Below are 19108 nucleotides of genomic sequence, written 5' to 3' on the forward strand. Positions count from 1 at the left end.
GCCGGGCGCGATGCCCGCGCCGTGAATTGAACGATCCCGAGGCCTATCCTACGTCGCCAGCGCCCGTTCGACCCAGTCATAGACGCTGGCCAGCGCCTCGTCCAGCCGCTCCGGCTGGCTGCCGCCGGCCTGGGCCATGTCCGGACGCCCGCCGCCTTTGCCGCCGACCTGCTCGGCCACGAAATTGACGAGATCGCCCGCCGGCAGCGCACCGCTCTGGGATTTCGACACACCGGCGATCAGGGCCACCTTGCCGCCATCGGCCGCGCCCAGCACCACTACGGCGTTGTCGAGCCTGTTCTTGAGCGAATCCACAGTGTCGCGCAGGACCTTGCGATCAGCGCCGTCCATGCGCTGCACCACCACGCGGGCACCGCCGATCTCGCGCGCGCTGTCCGCGAGATCGTCGCCCTGGCTGGCGGCGAGTTTCTGATTCGCGGCGTCGAGTTCGCGTTCGAGCGCGGCCACGCGATCCAGCGTGCGGTCAAGCTTGTCCTCCAGTTCCGCGGGTGCGGCCTTCAGACGCGCGGACACGCGCTGCTCGCGGGCCGCCAGCTCCTGGACCCGAGCCAACGCCTCGGCACCGGTCACCGCCTCCACGCGTCGGACCCCGGCGGCGACACCTCGCTCGTCCGTGAGCTTGACCAGACCCAGAGCGCCGCTGGCCGGCGCGTGCGTGCCGCCGCACAGCTCCACCGAGTAGTCGCCGAAGCGCACCACCCGCACCTCTTCGCCGTATTTCTCGCCGAAGAACGCCAGCGCGCCTTCGGCGATCGCGTCGTCGTAGCGGCGCAGATAGAACTCGCCCGTGATGTTCTCGCGCACCCGGGCGTTGACCTGTGCCTCGATATCGGCCAGCACCTCGGCGGAAACCGGCTCGTAGTGGGCGAAATCGAAACGCAGCCGCTCGGGCGCGACCAACGAGCCTTTCTGACGCACGTGCGAGCCCAGCGTCTCGCGCAGCGCCGCGTGCAGCAGATGCGTGGCCGTGTGGTTGAGTTCAGTGGCGTGCCGGCGGCCGGCATCGACACGCGCCTCGACCGCCACGCCGGCCTCGAACGTGCCCTCGGCGACGCGGCCGAAATGCAGGAACACGCCGTCCTGTCGGCGGGTGTCGCTGACCTCGAAGCGCAGGCCCTCGCCCGCGATCACGCCGGTATCGCCGACCTGGCCGCCGGACTCGCCGTAGAACGGGGTCCGATCGAGCACCAGAACACCCTCATCGCCGGCCGTGAGCGCATCCACCGGCGCTTCGTTCTGCACCAGCGCGACGACCCGGGCCGACGCCTCGGTCTCGGTGTAGCCGAGGAATTCGGTCGCCTGGCTCAGATCCACACGCGCGGTGTAGTCGGCGCCGAACTGGCTCGCCGCCCGGGCGCGCTCGCGCTGGGCCTGCATCTCGGCGTCGAAGCCGCGGGTATCGAGCGTCAGCCCCCGCTCACGCGCGACATCGTTGGTTAGATCGACCGGGAAACCATAGGTGTCGTAGAGCTTAAACACGGTCTCGCCCGGGATCTCGTCGCCCTCCAGGCTCTCGATCGCATCCTCCAGAATGCGCATCCCCTGGGCGAGCGTGATCGCGAAACGCTGCTCCTCCTGTTCGATCACGCGCTCGATCTGCGCCCGGGAATCCGCCAGCTCGGGAAACGCTTCGCCCATGAGCTCGACCAGCGGCGCGACCAGCTTGTAGAAGAAGGCATCAGTCGCCCCGAGCTTGTGCCCGTGGCGGATGGCGCGCCGCATAATCCGGCGCAGCACATAGCCGCGGCCTTCATTGGACGGCATCACGCCGTCGGTGATCAAAAAGGCGGTGGCGCGGATGTGATCGGCAACGACCTTGAGCGAAGCCAGCCGCTCGTCGCCGGTCGCCGCGTCCACCCCCACGGCATCGGCGGCCGCGCCTATCAGCGTCTGGAAGACGTCGATGCCGTAGTTGTCGTAAGTGCCCTGCAGCACCGCGGCGACCCGCTCGAGGCCCATGCCGGTATCGATCGACGGGCTCGGCAGCGGCTGCAGTTCGCCGTCGGCCTGGCGGTCGTACTGCATGAAGACCAGATTCCAGATCTCCACGAAGCGGTCGCCGTCCTCTTCCGGCGTGCCCGGCGGGCCGCCCGGCACATCCGGCCCGTGATCGTAGAAGATCTCCGAGCACGGCCCGCAGGGGCCGGTGTCGCCCATCTGCCAGAAATTGTCCTTGGCGCCGATCCGCGAAAAACGATCGGCCGAGACGCCGATGTCGTTCAGCCAGATATCGGCGGCCTCCTCGTCCTCCTCGTAGATCGTCACCCAGAGGCGTTCCGCCGGCAGTCCGAGTTCGCCGGTGAGAAATTCCCAGGCGAAATGGATGGCCTCGCGCTTGAAGTAGTCCCCGAAGCTGAAGTTGCCCAGCATCTCGAAGAAGGTGTGATGGCGCGCGGTGTAGCCGACGTTCTCCAGGTCGTTGTGCTTGCCGCCCGCGCGGACGCAGCGCTGGGAGGACACCGCCCGCGCGTAGTCGCGCGTCTCGCGGCCGAGAAAGACGTCCTTGAACGGCACCATGCCGGCATTGGTGAACAGCAGCGTGGGGTCGGAAGCCGGCACCAGAGACGATGACGCCACGAAGCGGTGCGCGTTATTCTGGAAATACTCGATGAAACGCGCACGCAGGGCGTTGGTGGACATCATGGCTAGCCGCGTCTCCCGAAAAGGCGCTACGTAAACAGCGCGCTAGTCTAGCAGAGCCGTTCCGACGGCCGAAGCGATACCGTCACCGAACGTCGCTGTCGCCGCGAATGCTGGCGATCTTGTCCGCGTTGGTCTGCTCCCGATCGGTCCGGCTACCCACCTTGATGGTGGTGAACACTCGCGGCGCGCCGAGGTCGTGGATGGTCTGATGGCACTCCTTGAACGCCGCGAAGACAGCATCCCACTCGCCCTCGACGTTGGTGCCGTAGGCGTGCAGTTGCGGATTCAGACCCGCAGCCTCGAGGATCGGACCACAGGCCGCGATATAGCGCGAGACGGAGACGCCCTCGCCGAGCGGGATGACACAGATTTCCGCGGTGACGCGCATGGTTCGGCTCCGATGAACAGGAGATGCCCATCATGCCATCGCCGGCCCGACACGGGTTCATTCGAATCGGCCCGGCAGGCCGCGTCGCCGCGCGGGGCGCCGTTCAGTCGTCGAAAGCCGACCGCAGCTGGTCGGCATCGAAGCCGCGCCGCTGCAGAAACCGCATCTGCTTGGCGCGCGCCGGGAAATCGTCGGGCAGCGCGGCACCGAAACGCTTGACGCGAGCGGATTCGGCCAGCGCCGACCAGTCGACCTCGGCCTCGTCGATCGCGCTTTCGATCTCGGCGTCCGCGACCTCGAGTGCGGCCAGTTCGGCGCGAATACGCACGGGGCCGATGCCGCGGGCGGACTTCGCGGCGACTACCGCCCGGGCGTAACGGGCGTTGCTGAGCAGGCCGTCATCGATCAGCGTGTCGAGCACGACCTCGACGGTCTCGGCGTCGTGGTCTCGCTTTTTCAGTTTGGCGGCCAGCTCGGCGCGGGCGTGCTCGCGCCGGGCGAGCAGATCCATGGCCTGCCGACGAGCCGCCAACCGCGCATCCCGACCGGACTCTAGGTCGCCGTCCGCCTCCATCAGCGCCGCCCTCGATTACGCCTTGCCGGAGGCGCTCTTGTCGTCCGCGCCGAGCAGATCGGCGTCGCCGGCGGCTTCGGCTTCGGCTTTCTCCTCGGATTTCTTGCGCTTGGGCGCCGGCATCAGCTTCGCGCGCAACTCGGCCTCGAGCTTCTGCGCGATCTCGGGGTTGTCCTTGAGGAACTGGCGGGCGTTGTCCTTGCCCTGGCCAACCCGGTCGCCGTTGTAGGAATACCAGGAGCCGGCCTTCTCGATGAGGTTGTGGGCCACGCCCAGATCGATGATCTCGCCCTCGCGCGAGCTGCCCTCGCCGTAGAGGATCTCGAACTCGGCCTTGCGGAAAGGCGGCGCCATCTTGTTCTTGACGACCTTGACGCGGGTCTCGTTGCCGATCACCTCGTCGCCCTTCTTGATCGAGCCGATGCGGCGGATGTCCAGCCGAACCGAGGAATAGAACTTGAGCGCGTTGCCGCCGGTCGTGGTCTCCGGGCTGCCGAACATCACGCCGATCTTCATGCGGATCTGGTTGATGAACATCACCGTGGTGCCGGTGCGCTGGATGTTGGACGTGAGCTTGCGCAGTGCCTGACTCATCAGCCGGGCCTGAAGACCGACATGCGAATCGCCCATCTCGCCCTCGATCTCGGCCTTGGGCGTGAGGGCCGCCACCGAGTCGATCACCACGATATCGACCGCGGCCGATCGCACCAGCATGTCCGCGATCTCCAGCGCCTGTTCGCCGGTATCCGGCTGCGAGATCAGCAGATTCTCGATGTCCACGCCCAGCGCCTCGGCATAGGTCGGGTCCAGGGCGTGCTCGGCGTCGATGAAGGCCGCGGTGCCGCCGGCCTTCTGCGTCTCGGCGATCGCCTGCAGCGTCAGCGTGGTCTTGCCGGACGACTCGGGACCGTAGATCTCGACCACACGGCCACGCGGGTAGCCGCCGATGCCGAGCGCGATGTCCAGCGACAGCGAGCCGCTGGAAATCGAGGCGACATTCGAATGGTCCACGTCGCCCATGCGCATGACCGATCCCTTGCCGAACTGGCGCTCGATCTGCGTCAGCGCCGCGGCGAGTGCTTTCTTGCGATCTTCATCCATAAGTCATCTTTTGCGTTGACGGCGCCGCCGGGGCGCGTGGATCCTTCGTGACCGGCGCATTATTTCACACCCCGGCACGCTTTATCGGCCGTGGTGTCAGCGGCCAGTAGCCCCGGCTCCGGTAGGCACCGGAGCGGGCGCCGGCCGCGCTTTCCACCAGATGAAAACCGGTCACCGGCCATGGCAATGGTGCGATGGACGTCCGCGACGGCGGCTCCGCTCGGCGCGCGATCGTGACGTGGGGTACGAAGGCCGCAGAATCAAGTCCTTCGGGGGCCAGCAGCGAGGCCAGCTCATGCAGCGCCGACGGCGGACTCGCCGGCCCGAGCCAGGCGACACCCGCTCGCTCGAAGCCGCCGCAGCGATCGAGCATCAGGTCGAAGGCCGGCACCCGGATCGCCTCCGCCCGCCGCACGAGCGCCCGCGCCTGCGCGGCATCGCAGAGCCCGTGGTAGGCCAGCGTCATGTGCAGACGCCGGCGTGCAATGCGGCGACCGCGTATCGCCAGCGACGCCGCCCGGGCGTCGATGTCAGTAGCGGTCGCCGCGTCCGGCCACAGCGCGAAGAACAGTCGGCCGCCACGCGACCCGGCCCCGGCCATCGGTTATTGCGCGTCGACGCGCTCGCGCAGGCCCACCAGCGCGGCGAGCACGCTCTCGCGACGCACCGCGGCGCGATCGCCGTCGAAGGCATAGCCCACCACGTCGGGCGCGTCGCCCCGGGCCTGCCAGCCGATGAAGACCGTACCGACCGGCTTGTCATCGCTGCCGCCGTCCGGGCCGGCCACGCCGGAGACCGCCACGGCCCAGTCGGCCGGGCTGTGCGCCAGCGTGCCGGCCAGCATCGCCTCGACCACGGGCGCACTGACGGCGCCGTGCGCCTCGATCAAGGCGGCGTCGACGCCGAGACAGGCCTGCTTGGCGGCGTTGGAATAGGTCACGAAACCCCGCTCGAACCAATGCGAACTGCCGGCGCGATCGGTACAGGCCGCCGCGATCAGCCCGCCGGTACAGGATTCGGCGGTGGCCAGCCGCTGGCCGCGCGAGGGCAGCAGGGTGGCGAGCTGCTCGACCAGCTCGGCGATGGACTGGTTCGGGTCGTACGATGCGATCATCTACGCATTATGCCAACACCGGCGCCTGCGAAAAGGCGCCGCCACGCCTACAATCGGCGCTCGGCGGAGCGCCCTGACCGCCCCGCCGCCCACGCAGCCTGACCACGAGCCCGCCGATGCCCGAGCGCAGCCCCCGGAACCGCGCCGAGAACCCGCCCGAGTCCGCGCATACGCCGATGATGCGCCAGTACCTGGCGATCAAGGCCGATTATCCGCACATGCTGTTGTTCTATCGCATGGGCGATTTCTACGAGCTGTTCTACGACGACGCGCAGCGCGCCGCCGATCTCCTGGACATCACCCTGACCGCACGCGGCGAATCGGCCGGCGCCTCGATTCCGATGGCCGGCGTGCCCTACCACGCGGCCGAGCAGTATCTCGCGCGTCTGCTCGATCGCGGCGAGTCGGTGGCGATCTGCGAGCAGCTCGAGGCGCCGGGCGCGAGCAAGGGCCCGGTGCGTCGGGAGGTGGTGCGCATCGTCACGCCCGGCACCGTCACCGACGAGGCGCTGCTGGATGCCCGCCGTGCGAATCTGATGGTCGCGATCGCCCCGGCCCGGCGCGCCATCGGCCTCGCGGTGCTGGAGCTCGCGCGCGGCGACCTCGCCGTGACGGAGGTCGCCGACGAGACCGCGCTCGCCACCGAGCTGGCGCGGCTGGCCCCCAGCGAGATCGTGATCGCCGAGAACAGCGCGCTGGCACAGCCGCCGGCGGGCGCGGCCGTGAGCGAACGCCCGGCCTGGCTGTTCGACGCGGTGTCCGCGCGCCGCAAGCTCACCGCCTTCTTCGACGTGGCCCAGCTGGACGGATTCGGCTGTGCCGACAAGCCGCGGGCGATCGCCGCCGCCGGTGCCCTGCTCGACTACGTCGAGACCACCCAGCAGGCCGCGCTGCCGCATATCGCGGCCATGCGGACCTATTCGGTCACCGACACCCTGGTACTCGACGGCGCCACGCGCCGGAATCTGGAGATCGATCGCAGCGCCACCGGCGACACCCGCCACAGCCTGGTCGGCCTGCTCGACCGCTGTGCGACCGCCATGGGCGCGCGCGCCCTGCGCCGCTGGGTGGCCGAGCCGCTGCGCGACTTCGACACGCTCCGGCACCGTCATCAGGCCATCGACACGCTTTCCGCGGGCCGCCACGATCCGCTGCACGCCGTGCTCGCGGAGATCGCGGACGTGGAGCGGATCGCGACCCGCATCGCGCTGCGCTCGGCCCGCCCGCGCGATCTGTCCGGACTGTCGATCGCGCTGGCCACACTGCCGCGGGTCAAGGTGCATCTCGCCGATCTCGACGCCCCGCTGCTCGCACAGCTCGACACACGGCTCGACCCGGTGACCGCGGTCGCCGACCTGCTGGAGCGCGCGATCGTCGACAATCCCCCGGTGGTCGTGCGCGACGGCGGCGTGCTCGCCGCGGGGTTCGACACGACCCTCGACGAGCTGCGGGAACTGTCGGCCAACGCCGACGGCTTTCTTGCCGAACTGGAAGCGCGCGAGCGCGAGCGGACCGGCATCGACACGCTCAAGGTCGGCTACAACCGCGTGCACGGCTACTACATCGAGATGGGCCGAACGCACGCCGACAAGGCGCCGACCGACTACCAGCGCCGACAGACGCTCAAGGCCGTCGAGCGCTACATCACCCCGGAGCTCAAGCGCTTCGAGGATCAGGTCCTGTCGGCCCGGGAACGCGCCCTGGCGCGCGAAAAGGCGCTCTATAGCGAACTCGTGGACACGCTCGCAGGCCATCTGGCACGCCTGCAGGCGATCGCGGCCGCGCTGGCCGAGATCGACGTGCTCTGCGCGCTGACCCGCTGCGCGCTGGATCATCGCTGGGTCGCGCCGGTGCTGGAGGACACCCCGGGCATCGCCATCACCGGCGGCCGTCATCCGGTCGTCGAGCGCTTTGCCGACGAGCCCTTCGTGGCCAACGACACGCGCCTCGACGAGGACTGCCGCCTGCTGCTGATCACCGGCCCGAACATGGGCGGCAAGTCGACCTATATGCGCCAGACCGCGCTGATCGTGCTCCTCGCGCACATCGGCAGCTACGTCCCGGCCGATGCGGCGACCATCGGCCCACTGGATCGCGTGTTCACGCGCATCGGCGCTGGCGACGATCTGTCCGCCGGCCAGTCGACGTTCATGGTCGAGATGAGCGAGACCGCCCAGATCCTGCATCACGCGACCGATCGCTCGCTGGTACTACTTGACGAGATCGGCCGCGGGACCTCCACTTACGACGGTCTGGCGCTGGCGCGCGCGGTCGCCGAGCGGCTGGCCCGGCACAACCGGGCCTACACGCTGTTCGCGACCCACTACTTCGAACTGACCCGGCTGGCCGACGACTGGCCGGCCAGCCGCAACGCCCATTTCGAGGTCGCCGAATACAACAGCGGCGGGCAGCAGAAACTGGCATTTCTGCATGCCATCCGGCCGGGTCCGGCCTCACGCAGCTTCGGGCTTCAAGTGGCCGCGCTGGCGGGCGTGCCTCGGGGCGTCATCCGCAACGCGGAAAAGCATCTGGCCGAGCTCGAGTCCGCCGACCGGGCCGAGGCCGGGCCACAGCTGGGCCTGTTCGAGACGGCGCCGACCGAGGATGCGCGGACAAACGCGCCGGATCCGCTGCGCGAGGCGCTGGCCGAGCTGGAGGCCGACGACCTGACACCACGCCAGGCGCTGGAGGCGATCTATCGTCTAAAGGCCCTAACGGACACGGAATAGCCGTGGACGGCGCGACGATGAGGGCGCGAAACGTCCGACTGGATGGACACCGCGCGACCGCGCCGACATCTGGCAACCATGTCCGCCGGCCGCGGACGCACCGCTCGGCGCGCGGCATCATCGAATGCGTGGGCCGTCTAGGCGTCCGCCATCGCCATGGCCAGCCAGACCGCGCCGACCAGGACCAGCACCAGCAGCGCCGTCGCCAGCAGCCCCAGCAGGATGAAGTGGCTCGCCCGGCCGCGGGTGAAGTCGCGCTCGCGATTGGCGCTGGACTGTACCCCGAAGAACGCCGCGAGCACGCTCATCCAGCTCTGCCACAGCGTCGGCGGCCGCTGCCCGTCGTCGCTCTCACTCGCGTTGTCGCGGTGCCGGGCGCTCATGCCGCAGGCTCGGCGTAGTCCGCCGCCATGGCGCGCGAGACTTCGAGATCGTCCCGCACGCGCCGCGTGATCGGCTCGGCGACGGCCTTTTCGATCTTGGAGCCGAGCAGCGGCACCTCGGCATCGATGTCGAACCGCAGGTCGAGCCGCGCGGTGCCGCGATCATCCCGCAGCCGCAGATCGATCGTGATCGCGACCGGTGTCTTTTCGATATCGATGTCGATACGGCCGTGGCCGGCGTCCAACTGCCAGACATCCGTCTGCTCGAGGGTCAGGCGGCTGCCGATACGCTTTCTGAGCAGATCCGGCAGCGACATCGCCGTGGCCTCGAGGGCGTGACGCACCGTGATGGAGAAACGATCGCCCGCGCGGTCACAGGCCACGATCTCGGGCGAACGCCCGCCCAGGCGCTCGTACTTGGCCACGTAGTAGTCGCGGTCGCCGAACATGCGGGCGACCGTATCCACATCGTGGTCAAAATCGAACGATTCCTCGAATTTCATCGGCGGTTTCTTCCGTGCAAACGGTGACTAATGGGATGGCGGCGACGCGGCCGGCCGGTCCAGAGAGCGGCGGTGCGCGCGTCACCTCATGGGGACTGTCGATGCTCGCGCTCGTGCTGGACGTCCTCGCGCTCGAGATAGTGGGCCAGCATCGGCCGCCCCTTGATCTCGGCGTCCAGCACAGCCAGCAGCACGAAAACGCCGCCCATGCGCCGGTGGAGAAACACGATCTCCCGCGGCGGGATCCGGAACCAGCGCGAGATCGCCGCATCGGAGATCGCCCGCGAGACGCGGAACGGCAGGTCGGACTCGCCCCAGCGATAGGCGCCGTCCGCGGTGACCAGCGCATCCGGCGGATGCCGTCCGAACGGCTCGATCACCAGCATACCCACGCGGGCAAAGGCATCGAAGACGTGCTGCGGCGAATCCCGGCGCAGCAGATTGATGCCGATGGCGCCGTCGATGAGCTGCTCGGCGTCCTCGTGAAAGGCGCCGGTGACCACCGCGTAATAGGACCCCAGAAAACGCGGCGCGAACTCGCGGGTGGCGCCGAAGTCCAGCAGCACCAGCTGGTCCGGGCCCTCCGAGTTCAGCCGGATCTTGTAATTGCCGAAGTGCGGGTCGGTCTGAACCATGCCCCACACGAAGAACTCGCGCAGGAACAGCTCGAGCGCCTGCTCGCCCAGCGCGTTGCGGCGCGCCTGGTCGAGCTGCTTCACCGCCTCGCTCTGGACATGGTGCGCCGACTCGTAGGACGTCACGAGCACGGTCTCGGTGGAATATTCGGGAAAGACCTCCGGCACCACGAAGCGATCGTCCTCGGCCAGCCGCTCGGCGAATTCGCGGGTCATGCGCAGTTCGCGGTCGTAATCCACCTCGCGATAGATCATCTCCCGCACTTCCTCCATGATCGCGTTCAGCTCCATGCCTTTGGGCACAAGCCGGGCGAGACGCACAATCTGCGTCAGCGTGCGGATATCGCTGTCGATGGCATCGGCCAGGCGCGGATACTGAACCTTGACGCACAGCTCGCGGCCGTCCGAGCGCCGCCATGCCCGGTGCACCTGACCCAGCGAGGCCGCGGCCAGCGGTTCGGGATCGATCTCCAGCTCGTCGAGACGACGACGCCCGAGCCGCTCGACGACCACGGGCTCCAGATCCGACCAGGCCACCGGCGGACTGTCGTCCTGGAGACTGCGCAACACCTCGATGGCTTCGGGCGGCATGAAATACTGGCCGTAGACCGACAGCATCTGCCCGACCTTCATCACGCTGCCCTTGAGCTGGCCGAGCTCGTCGGCCAGAAACTGTGCCTGCCGGACGTAAAAATCACGGTTGCGGGCTTCGCGGTCGGCCTTGTTACGGAACAGGTTGCCGAGCGTGTGGCCGGCATACTGCGCCCCAGCGAGCATCCCCATGCGAGCCATGGCCGCATTGCGGTCGAACGAGCCGGTCTTGAGCTTGAGCGGTTTTTTACGACCGCCTTTCGATGGATCAGCCATGCCGTGTGTCGGGTGCCCGCAAAGCTGCGAGTCTATCAGCTTGCCCCGCGCGCTTGGCATGGGCGAAAACGCGTAGTCGCAAAGACAAGCGCCCCCGAATGACACGGCGAGGGAAGGCAGGTTCCCCACAGCTCCCCCGGACCGAGGGGAGCATGCGGGCCAGGCGCCGTAAGGCCCTGATTATGTTGGTGGCTATGGCTGGATTTGAACCAGCGACACCAGCATTATGAATGCTGTGCTCTAACCCCTGAGCTACATAGCCGGAAAGCCGCGTAGTTTCTTCGCCCGGACATATCCTGTCAAGGCTTGTCGGCAGATGATTTCAGTCGCTGCCGGCGGCGACATTCAGACGTTGAATCGGAAGTGGACGACGTCGCCTTCCACCATCCGGTACTCCTTGCCTTCGAGGCGCTGGCGGCCGGCTTCCTTGGCCCCCTTTTCGCCCCTGAGTTCGACGTAGTCGTCGTAACCGATGACTTCGGCGCGGATGAAGCCACGCTCGAAATCGGTATGGATCACGCCGGCCGCCTGCGGTGCGGTCGCGCCGCGGCGCACCGTCCATGCCCGAACCTCCTTCGGACCGGCCGTAAAGAAGGTCTGCAGGCCGAGCAGTTCGTAGGCGGCCCGGATGACCCGGTCCAGACCCGGCTCCTCCAGACCCAGATCCGCCAGGAAATCCGCCTTGTCGTCGCCGTCCAGCTGGGCGAGCTCGCCCTCGAGCGCGGCACACACCGACACGACCGGCGCGTCCTGGGCACTGGCGTATTCGCGCACCCGATCGAGCAGCGGATTGTTCTCGAAACCGCCTTCGTCGACGTTGGCCACGAACAGCGCCGGCTTGGCCGTGATCAGGTGCAGCTCGTGCAGGGCGGCCCGGTCGTCGTCGCTCAGATCCATCGCGCGCACCGGTGCACCGGTGTCCAGATGGTCGCGCACGCGCGCGAACAGATCCGCGTTGCGCCGCGCCGTCTTGTCGCCCGACTTGGCCGCCTTGGTCGCCCGCTCGGCCGCGCGCGTGGCGGTGGCGAGATCCGCCAGCGCGAGTTCCGTGTCGATGGTCTCGATGTCGGCAATCGGATCCACACGACCGGCGACGTGCATGACGTCGTCGTCCTCGAAACAGCGGACCACGTGCAGGATCGCGTGGGTCTCGCGGATATTGGCGAGGAACTGGTTGCCCAGCCCCTCGCCCGCCGAGGCCCCGGCCACGAGCCCGGCGATGTCGACGAACTCGATGGTCGTCGGCAGCGTCTTTTCCGGCGCGGCGATCTCGGCGAGCGCGGCCAGGCGCGGATCCGGCACCGGCACGACCCCCACGTTCGGATCGATGGTGCAGAACGGATAGTTCTCGGCCGGGATCTCCGCGGCCGTGAGGGCGTTGAACAGCGTCGACTTGCCGACGTTGGGCAGGCCCACGATTCCCACTTGAAGTGCCATCAGTCGCTTACCGCCTTGCGCGAATTCAGTTGCTGGGCGCCCCGGTTCCAGGTCGAGGCGAGCACGGTCTCGATGGCGTCGGCCGCCGCCACGAGGCCCGCCTCGATCGCGGCCTGCTCATCGGCCGTCGGCGTGCCGAGCACGTGCGACAGCACGCCCGCGGCGTCACCGGGGTGCCCGATGCCGACCCGCAGCCGCTTGTACTGGGAGCCGATCACGCGGTGGATGTCGCGCAGACCGTTGTGCCCGCCGTGGCCACCGGATTCCTTGAGTCGAACCGTGCCCGGCGGCAGATCGAGATCGTCGTGCACGACCAGCAGCTCGGGCGCGCTGATCTTGTGAAAGGCGCACAGCGGCTGGACCGCCGCACCGCTGACGTTCATGAACGTCGCGGGCTTGAGCAGCCACACCGTGTCGCCGCCGGCGCCGTAGCGCGCCAGCTCGCCCTTGAAGCGCTTCTCCGATGAGAACGACAGTCGCCAGCGCGCCGCCAGCACGTCGGCGAACCAGAACCCGGCGTTGTGACGGTCCCGTGCATGATCGGGCCCGGGATTGCCCAGGGCCACGATCGCACGAATGTTCTCGCTCACGCGCTGTCGCTCCGAACCGGGCCGGACGAGGATCCGGGACTACTTGTCCTGATCGCCCTCGTCCTCGCCGTCGTCCCCGGCTTCCGAGTCGTCGGACTCGCCGTCGGCGTCCTCGCCCTCTTCGGCTTCGGCGGCCTCGGCATCCTCTTCTTCCAGCTCGATGGCGGCACGCGGCACCTGGACGGAAACGACGGTCAGATCGTTCTGATCCTCCTCGTCGCCCATCAGATCCACGATCTGCACGCCTTCCGGCAGCACCAGCTCGCTGAGATGGATCGAGTCGTTGAGCCCGAGCTTCGAGCAGTCGACCTCGATGTACTCCGGCAGATTGCGCGGCAGGCACTCGATCTCGACGTCGTTCATGTTGTGCTGAATGACGCCGTCCTCGTCGACCACACCGGGGCACTCGTCCTCGCCCGCGAAGTGCAGCGGCACGCTCATGCGCAGCGCCTCGCCCGCGACGATGCGCAGGAAATCGGCGTGCTCGATGAACGGCTTGGCGGGATGCCGCTGAAGGTCACGCAGCACCGCCTCTTCGGTGCCACCGCCGGCGACGTGAATCTTGATGATGTGCGAGAAGAACGCCTCGTTATCCAGATGATGGTCGAGGTCGTTGTGCTCCAGGCTCAGCATCACCGGATCGCCGTTGCCACCATAGATGATGGCCGGCACCTGGCCGGCACGGCGCAGGCGGCGGTTCTCGGCGCGGCCCTTGGCCGTGCGTTTTTCCGCGTTCAACTCGAAGGCTTCCATATCGATTCGCTCCAGTCGATGTGCACCGGCAAACCACGCCTTGCCGGGTCGAACAATGCTTGCAGGCCGCGACGATCGGTTCCGCCGCGTTCAAAAGACCGCGTAGTATACGCGCTTGCGCGGCGAATGCCGAGCCGCGACCGAAAAATTCGCAATCAGTCCACGTACAGTGTGGAGACCGACTCCTCGTTGCTGACACGGCGGATGGTTTCGGCCAGCAGCGCGGCGATGTGCAGCTGTCGGATCTTGCCGCACGCCGCCGCATCGGTCGACAGCGGGATGGTATCGGAAACCACCAGCTCGTCGAGGCGGGAATTGCTGATGTTCTCCACCGCCTTGCCGGAGAGCACCGGATGCGTCACGTAGGCGCGCACCCGGGTCGCCCCCTGATTCTTGAGCGCATCGGCGGCCTGGCAGAGCGTGCCCGCCGTATCGACCAGATCGTCGACCATGATGCAGCTCTTGCCGTTCACGTCGCCGATGATGTTCATGATCTTGGCTTCGTTGGCCTTGGGCCGACGCTTGTCGATGATCGCGAGATCGGCCTCGTCCAGCCGCTTGGCCAGCGCCCGGGCCCGGACCACCCCGCCGACGTCCGGTGAGACGACGATGAGATTGTCCTCCTTCTGGCGCCAGATATCGCCGAGCAGCACCGGCGAGGCATAGACGTTGTCGACCGGCATGTCGAAGAAGCCCTGGATCTGGTCGGCGTGCAGATCGACCGTGAGCACACGGTCCGTGCCGACGGCGCCGAGCAGGCTGGCGGCGACCTTCGCCGAGATCGGCACGCGCGCCGAGCGCGGACGGCGATCCTGGCGCGCATAGCCGAAGTAGGGTATGACGGCGGTGATCCGCCCTGCCGATGCACGATGCAGCGCATCGATCATCATCAGCAGTTCCATGAGATTGTCGTTGGTCGGCTGACAGGTCGACTGGACCACGAACACGTCGCGCCCGCGTACGTTCTCCTCGATCTCGACGGCGACCTCGCCGTCGGAGAACTTGCCGACACTGGCCTTGCCCACCGGCAGCTTGAGATAGCCCGCCACATCCCGGGCCAGCGCCGGATTGGCGTTGCCCGTGAAGACCATCAATCGGGAGTCCGTCATGAATTACCGCCGTTTTTCAATGATGTCTGGACCGCGTGCCGGCGGCGTGCCGTCGAATGCCACCGGTCCTGAAGCGACCGGGGCTCGGCGCGGGCCGTTGCTATTCCCTGGACGCGCGCCGGATGCCGTGGCTGTTCGTCAATTTTTCCTGGCTGCGGCGGCGAGACGATCCGTGGATTGTCACGTTCTCGACCCGTCGGACCCGAACCGCTTCACGCGGTGATCCGGGCTCGCCGACGCGCGTTCGGGACACCGTCGGATTGTCGCTCCGCCACCCCGCCGTGTTCGCGACGGATGACAATGGCTGGGGCGGCAGGATTCGAACCTGCGAATCACGGGATCAAAACCCGATGCCTTACCGCTTGGCTACGCCCCAGTGGAATCGCAGCAGCGGCTTCGACCGGACGTCACCGCTGACTCGAACAGGCGCGTATTCTCTTTTCCCGTCTCATCCGTGTCAATTCAGCGACACTGCATCGCGAAGCCGCAGCGCATCCGGCCAGCCGTCTCCGAGCGCCGTGCCGGCCCGCAGCACTCGCGCACCGGCGCCACCCGCGCTTAGCGGCGGCGCCGAGCCGGGCATTCACGCAATCGGGTGTCGGGGCGGACCGTCGGCTGCGCCCGACCGGGGGGCTTGGTTTTCAGTGTCCGTACCGACCCGCCGCGGCCGCGAGCCGCGCCGTCATCGATACGGCATTGTAGTCGCGCTGGCGCCAGTCACGCCGAAGCGCGCCGCGGCATCCGCAGGACGAGCAGCATCGCGATCAGGCCACCGATCGCCGCGCACCAGAGGGGCGCGCGCACGTCCCACCACTGCGCCAGCGGCCCCACGGCCATGACCCCGACCGCGCCCACGGCGTTGGCGAGCCCCAGGGCCAGCCCGGAGCCCAGCGAGCGGTTTTCGGGCAACAGGTCCTGGGCCACCAGGATGGTCAGCGGCAGAGTGGCGAACAGCACGATGCCCAGGGCGGCACAGATCAGCCAGAGCCAGACCCCTGCGGCCTGCGTGAACAGCCCCAGCAACACCGTGGCCATCGCCATCGTCGCCATCAGAATCCGGCGCGTGCCGAAACGATCGGCGAACCAGCCGCCGGACAGATTGCCGACCACACCGACGACCAGCAGGACGGTGAGCAGGCTGGCACCGACGGTCACGTCGCCGCCGGCCTCGACCCAGATCAGAGGCATGAAGGTGACGAGGCTGAATATCATCAGGCCGCGCAGGGCGCAGTAGCCCACCAGCAGCGCCAGCGGCCGCGCGTTGCGCCGCCAGTTCAGGCGCGGCGCATCGGCGCGTCGGGCCGGCAGCCTCGGCGCGGCCCGCAGGACCAGCGGCACGGTCGCCAGCCCGGGCAGCATCATCAGCCACAGGTGGCCGCGTCCGAGCCCGACGGCGAGGGCACTCGCCAGCGCCGGCCAGACGCCGCGGCCGATCTCGCCGCCGACCAGAAACGCCGACATCGCGCCGCCCGGCCGGTGCACGGCGAGTCGCCGCACCCCCGCCAGCGCCTGCGGATGAAACAGCGAATTCGAGATGCCGATGATCACGAGCACGACCACCAGCGACACGATGCCGTCCACCCAGCCGATCAGCGCCCCGCCCAGCGAGGAGCCGAGCAGGCCGGCCGCGATCAGCGCGCGGCCGCCGAGCCGATCGGCCACGAGGCCCACGAACGGCTGCAGGCCCTGACCGATGAGCAGCGCACCCATGATCGAGCCCGCCAGCCCGACCGACAGATTCAGATCGATCAGAATCAGCGGCAGCACCCCCGGCAGGAAGTTGGCGGCCCCGTCGTTTAGGAAATGGGCCCAGCCGAGCGCGGCGAGGCGAGCGCGATGCGATCCGTCGTGAGCCTCCGTCATGCCCGGTCGCGCCACCGCCACGGCCGTGCCGCGAACGGGGCCTGCCGGCCGCTGCCCGCGGGACGATCAGGCATCCGGCGCGCTCGCCCCGCCGATGTCGAACCAGCGATCGACCACCAGCCGAATCCGGGTCTCGCCGTTATCGAGCACGATGCGCTCGGGCAGCGCCGGCGCGCCGTCGGGCTCGGCGTACTCGGGAAACGCGATCTTCCAGCCGTCCTGCTCGAGCGCGACCAGGCGCCCCTGCGCATCGACGCTGATGCGATCGTAGCCCCCGGGCGCCGGCAGCCCCCGGCCCCAGTAGCGCAGCGGCTCGAGGGGGAAGGTCCAGCCCAGCGTCCGCTCGACCAGCGCGTCCGGCTCGGTGGTGACCATGCGCCGGTCGCCGGTCCGGATCACCACGCGGTCGAGCGTGCCCGAGGCGCGGAAGCCGCCGGCCCCCATCGGGCCGGACAGGCGGACGTCGAAATCCTCGCCGCTCTGACGCCAGTTCAGGTTGCCGGTCCAGCCGAGCAGCTGGCCCGTGGCCACACGCCCCTGCAGCGCCCAGGTCTTCAGTTCCGCCAGCGTTTCACGGTGCGCCTGCCAGGCCGCGGCATCCGCTACCCCGGGCTCGGCCTCGGGCGGCTGACGTATCACGGCACAGCCGGCCAGCAGACTGACCAGCGTCACGAACAGAAGAAGATGTTTCATGGCGCGTTTCCTTGCGAATCGAGACGCTCGACGGTCTCCCGCAGGATCGGGTGGTTCGGGTTGTCGGCGCGCGCATCCTGCCAGATGCGGCGCGCGGCCTCCCGTTCGCCCTGTTTCCAGAGCACCTCGCCGAGATGCGCGGCGACCTCGGGATCGGGATAGTCCGCGTAGGCCCGCTCGAGATAATCCCGCGCGGTGTCGAGGTGGCCCATCCGGTACTCGACCCAGCCCATGCTGTCGAGAATCGCGGGGTTGTCCGGATCCGAGGCCAGCGCCTGCTCGATGTAATTGCGCGCGACGTCATAGCGCTGACTGTGATTGGCCAGCAGATAACCGAGCGCATTGAGTGCCCGGGCGTCGTCCGGCTCGGCGTCGAGTACCGCCTGCAGATCAGCCTTGGCGGCGTCGATGCGCCCCAGGCGCTCGTAGGCGAGCGAGCGACCATAGCGCAGCTCCAGACTCTCCGGCGCCGCCGCCAGCCCGGCGTCATAGACGGCGAGCGCGTCCGCGGGTCGATTGGCCTCGAACAGCAGCTGGCCTTCCGCGGCATAGAGCTGGTCGGTCATTTCAGGATAGGTCTCCCGCAGCGACGCAAGCCGCGCCCGCGCGCCGGCCATGTCGCCCTGCGCCCAGATCATGCGGGCCGCACGCACCTGGGACTCGAACGCATGACTGCCGTTCTCGACCCGCTGATACCACTGCTGGGCGCGGGCGGGATCGTCGTTGCGTTCGGCGATGCTGCCGAGGTAGTACGCGGCATCGTCGGCGCGATCGCCGTCCTCGTAGAGACGCCGAAAAGCGGTCGCGGCGCGCTCGAGATCGCCCACGCTGAGCGCGAGCACGCCCAGACCGTAGCGCGCATCGGCATTGTCCGGCGCCAGCGCCAGCGCGCGATCGAAGGCGTCCAGCGCGGCCTCGCCCTGATCCGCCTGCACCATCAGACGCGCCAGCGTCAGGTGGTACTGCGCCCGACGCGCGTCGTTGCCGGGCAGCCCGGAGATGAGCGCCTGCGCGCGGTCGGTCTCGCCCGCACGGATCAGCACGCCGGCCTGCAGCAGGACCGCGCCGTCCCACGCCGGCTCGAGCCGTACGGCGCGCTCGGCCGCCTGCGAGGCGACCTGCTCACGCCCGTAGCGCAGCGCCACGACGCCGAGCGCGTGCTGGGCGGGCGCGCTCTCGGGGTGGCGCTGCGCGATGTCAGTGAGCGTGTCGATGGCCAGGTCCGCCCGGTCGTTCTCGCCCGACAACAGATCGGCGAGCAGCTGATAGCCGGTCCGGGTCGACGAGGCCGCCGCGACCAGGCTGCGCGCGTACACCGCCAGCCCGCTGGCGTCGCCGGTGGCGAGTGCGAGTCGCGCAGCGGTGCGCTGGGCATCGAGCGAATCCGGCTCGGCCGCCGCCCAGGTGCCCGCGGCGCGATACGCCAGCTCGGCCTCGCCGGCGAACAAGGCGATCTGCGTGGCCCGCTCGGCGAGCTCGCGGTCATTGGAATAATCGAGCGCGGCCACATATTCCCGTGCCGCAACGTCGCGATGCCCGCGCTGGATGGCCATTTCGCCGGCCAGCACGTGATACTCGTAGGCACTGCGGCGACTGGACTCGGGGGTGGCGACCGTCGCCGCGTCGATGCGCATGCCTTCGACGCTGTCGGACGCGGGCTGGCCGGCGCAGCCGGCGAGTGTCAGCGCGGCGGCCAGCACGAAGG

At 68.6% G+C, this 19108-nt stretch carries 17 protein-coding genes and 2 tRNA genes; 1 reads left to right on the forward strand and 18 read right to left on the reverse strand.

Going from position 1 to position 19108, the window contains the following annotated elements; genetic code table 11:
- Positions 1-48: 48 nt before the first annotated feature.
- The 6 genes from alaS to SAOR_RS07660 all read right to left on the reverse strand — a co-directional run bounded on the left by alaS (position 49) and on the right by SAOR_RS07660 (position 5841).
- Positions 49-2664, reverse strand: a complete 2616-nt coding sequence (alaS, locus tag SAOR_RS07635; RefSeq protein ID WP_185015590.1) for an alanine--tRNA ligase — start codon at positions 2662-2664, stop codon at positions 49-51.
- Between the two features lie 82 nt (positions 2665-2746).
- Positions 2747-3052: an MTH1187 family thiamine-binding protein gene (locus SAOR_RS07640; RefSeq protein WP_123589700.1), complete on the reverse strand. Its 306-nt coding sequence runs from the start codon at positions 3050-3052 to the stop codon at positions 2747-2749.
- A gap of 103 nt (positions 3053-3155) precedes the next feature.
- Entirely contained in the window at positions 3156-3626 is a 471-nt protein-coding gene (locus SAOR_RS07645; RefSeq protein WP_123630899.1) for a regulatory protein RecX, read from the reverse strand.
- A 15-nt stretch (positions 3627-3641) separates the two neighbouring features.
- Entirely contained in the window at positions 3642-4727 is a 1086-nt protein-coding gene (gene recA / locus SAOR_RS07650) for a recombinase RecA (RefSeq protein ID WP_123630900.1), read from the reverse strand.
- A gap of 64 nt (positions 4728-4791) precedes the next feature.
- Positions 4792-5328, reverse strand: a complete 537-nt coding sequence (locus SAOR_RS07655; RefSeq protein WP_123630901.1) for a 2'-5' RNA ligase family protein — start codon at positions 5326-5328, stop codon at positions 4792-4794.
- 3 nt (positions 5329-5331) lie between these two features.
- Positions 5332-5841, reverse strand: coding sequence for a CinA family protein (locus SAOR_RS07660; protein ID WP_123589704.1), 510 nt, complete (start codon positions 5839-5841; stop codon positions 5332-5334).
- Between the two features lie 116 nt (positions 5842-5957).
- On the opposite strand from SAOR_RS07660, the gene mutS reads away from it, so the two are divergent.
- Entirely contained in the window at positions 5958-8570 is a 2613-nt protein-coding gene (gene mutS, locus SAOR_RS07665) for a DNA mismatch repair protein MutS (RefSeq protein ID WP_221179917.1), read from the forward strand.
- A gap of 137 nt (positions 8571-8707) precedes the next feature.
- Here the strand turns inward: mutS and SAOR_RS07670 are convergent, their stop codons facing one another.
- The 12 genes from SAOR_RS07670 to SAOR_RS07730 all read right to left on the reverse strand — a co-directional run bounded on the left by SAOR_RS07670 (position 8708) and on the right by SAOR_RS07730 (position 19103).
- Positions 8708-8953, reverse strand: a complete 246-nt coding sequence (locus tag SAOR_RS07670; protein ID WP_123630902.1) for a DUF2970 domain-containing protein — start codon at positions 8951-8953, stop codon at positions 8708-8710.
- Positions 8950-9456 (reverse strand): DUF2505 domain-containing protein, encoded by a 507-nt coding sequence (locus tag SAOR_RS07675; protein WP_123630903.1) that lies wholly within the window; start codon positions 9454-9456, stop codon positions 8950-8952. Before SAOR_RS07675 ends, SAOR_RS07670 begins: the two co-directional genes overlap by 4 nt.
- Positions 9457-9542: 86 nt before the next feature.
- Positions 9543-10958, reverse strand: coding sequence for an ABC1 kinase family protein (locus SAOR_RS07680; protein ID WP_123630904.1), 1416 nt, complete (start codon positions 10956-10958; stop codon positions 9543-9545).
- A 186-nt stretch (positions 10959-11144) separates the two neighbouring features.
- Positions 11145-11220: transfer RNA gene (locus SAOR_RS07685), tRNA-Met, on the reverse strand.
- 83 nt (positions 11221-11303) lie between these two features.
- Positions 11304-12395 (reverse strand): redox-regulated ATPase YchF, encoded by a 1092-nt coding sequence (ychF, locus tag SAOR_RS07690; RefSeq protein ID WP_123589708.1) that lies wholly within the window; start codon positions 12393-12395, stop codon positions 11304-11306.
- Complete coding sequence (gene pth, locus SAOR_RS07695) at positions 12395-12985, reverse strand: aminoacyl-tRNA hydrolase (RefSeq protein ID WP_123630905.1); 591 nt, start codon at positions 12983-12985, stop codon at positions 12395-12397. Before pth ends, ychF begins: the two co-directional genes overlap by 1 nt.
- Positions 12986-13024: 39 nt before the next feature.
- Positions 13025-13738 carry a 50S ribosomal protein L25/general stress protein Ctc gene (locus SAOR_RS07700; RefSeq protein WP_123589710.1) on the reverse strand — a complete coding sequence of 238 codons (714 nt, stop codon included), beginning with the start codon at positions 13736-13738 and terminating at the stop codon, positions 13025-13027.
- A 155-nt stretch (positions 13739-13893) separates the two neighbouring features.
- Positions 13894-14847, reverse strand: a complete 954-nt coding sequence (locus SAOR_RS07705) for a ribose-phosphate diphosphokinase (protein WP_123630906.1) — start codon at positions 14845-14847, stop codon at positions 13894-13896.
- 301 nt (positions 14848-15148) lie between these two features.
- Positions 15149-15223, reverse strand: a tRNA-Gln gene (locus tag SAOR_RS07715).
- Positions 15224-15564: 341 nt separating this feature from the next.
- The gene (locus tag SAOR_RS07720) at positions 15565-16710 is read right to left on the reverse strand and encodes an MFS transporter (RefSeq protein ID WP_123630908.1); all 1146 of its coding nucleotides are present in this window, start codon (positions 16708-16710) and stop codon (positions 15565-15567) included.
- 66 nt (positions 16711-16776) lie between these two features.
- A complete protein-coding gene (gene lolB, locus SAOR_RS07725) occupies positions 16777-17403 on the reverse strand; it encodes a lipoprotein insertase outer membrane protein LolB (RefSeq protein ID WP_123630909.1) in 627 nt (208 codons plus the stop codon).
- The gene (locus SAOR_RS07730; RefSeq protein WP_123630910.1) at positions 17400-19103 is read right to left on the reverse strand and encodes a tetratricopeptide repeat protein; all 1704 of its coding nucleotides are present in this window, start codon (positions 19101-19103) and stop codon (positions 17400-17402) included. Before SAOR_RS07730 ends, lolB begins: the two co-directional genes overlap by 4 nt.
- Positions 19104-19108 lie beyond the last annotated feature (5 nt).

Origin of the sequence: Salinisphaera orenii subsp. orenii MK-B5, from assembly GCF_003788635.1 — a bacterium.
Classification (GTDB): domain Bacteria; phylum Pseudomonadota; class Gammaproteobacteria; order Nevskiales; family Salinisphaeraceae; genus Salinisphaera; species Salinisphaera orenii.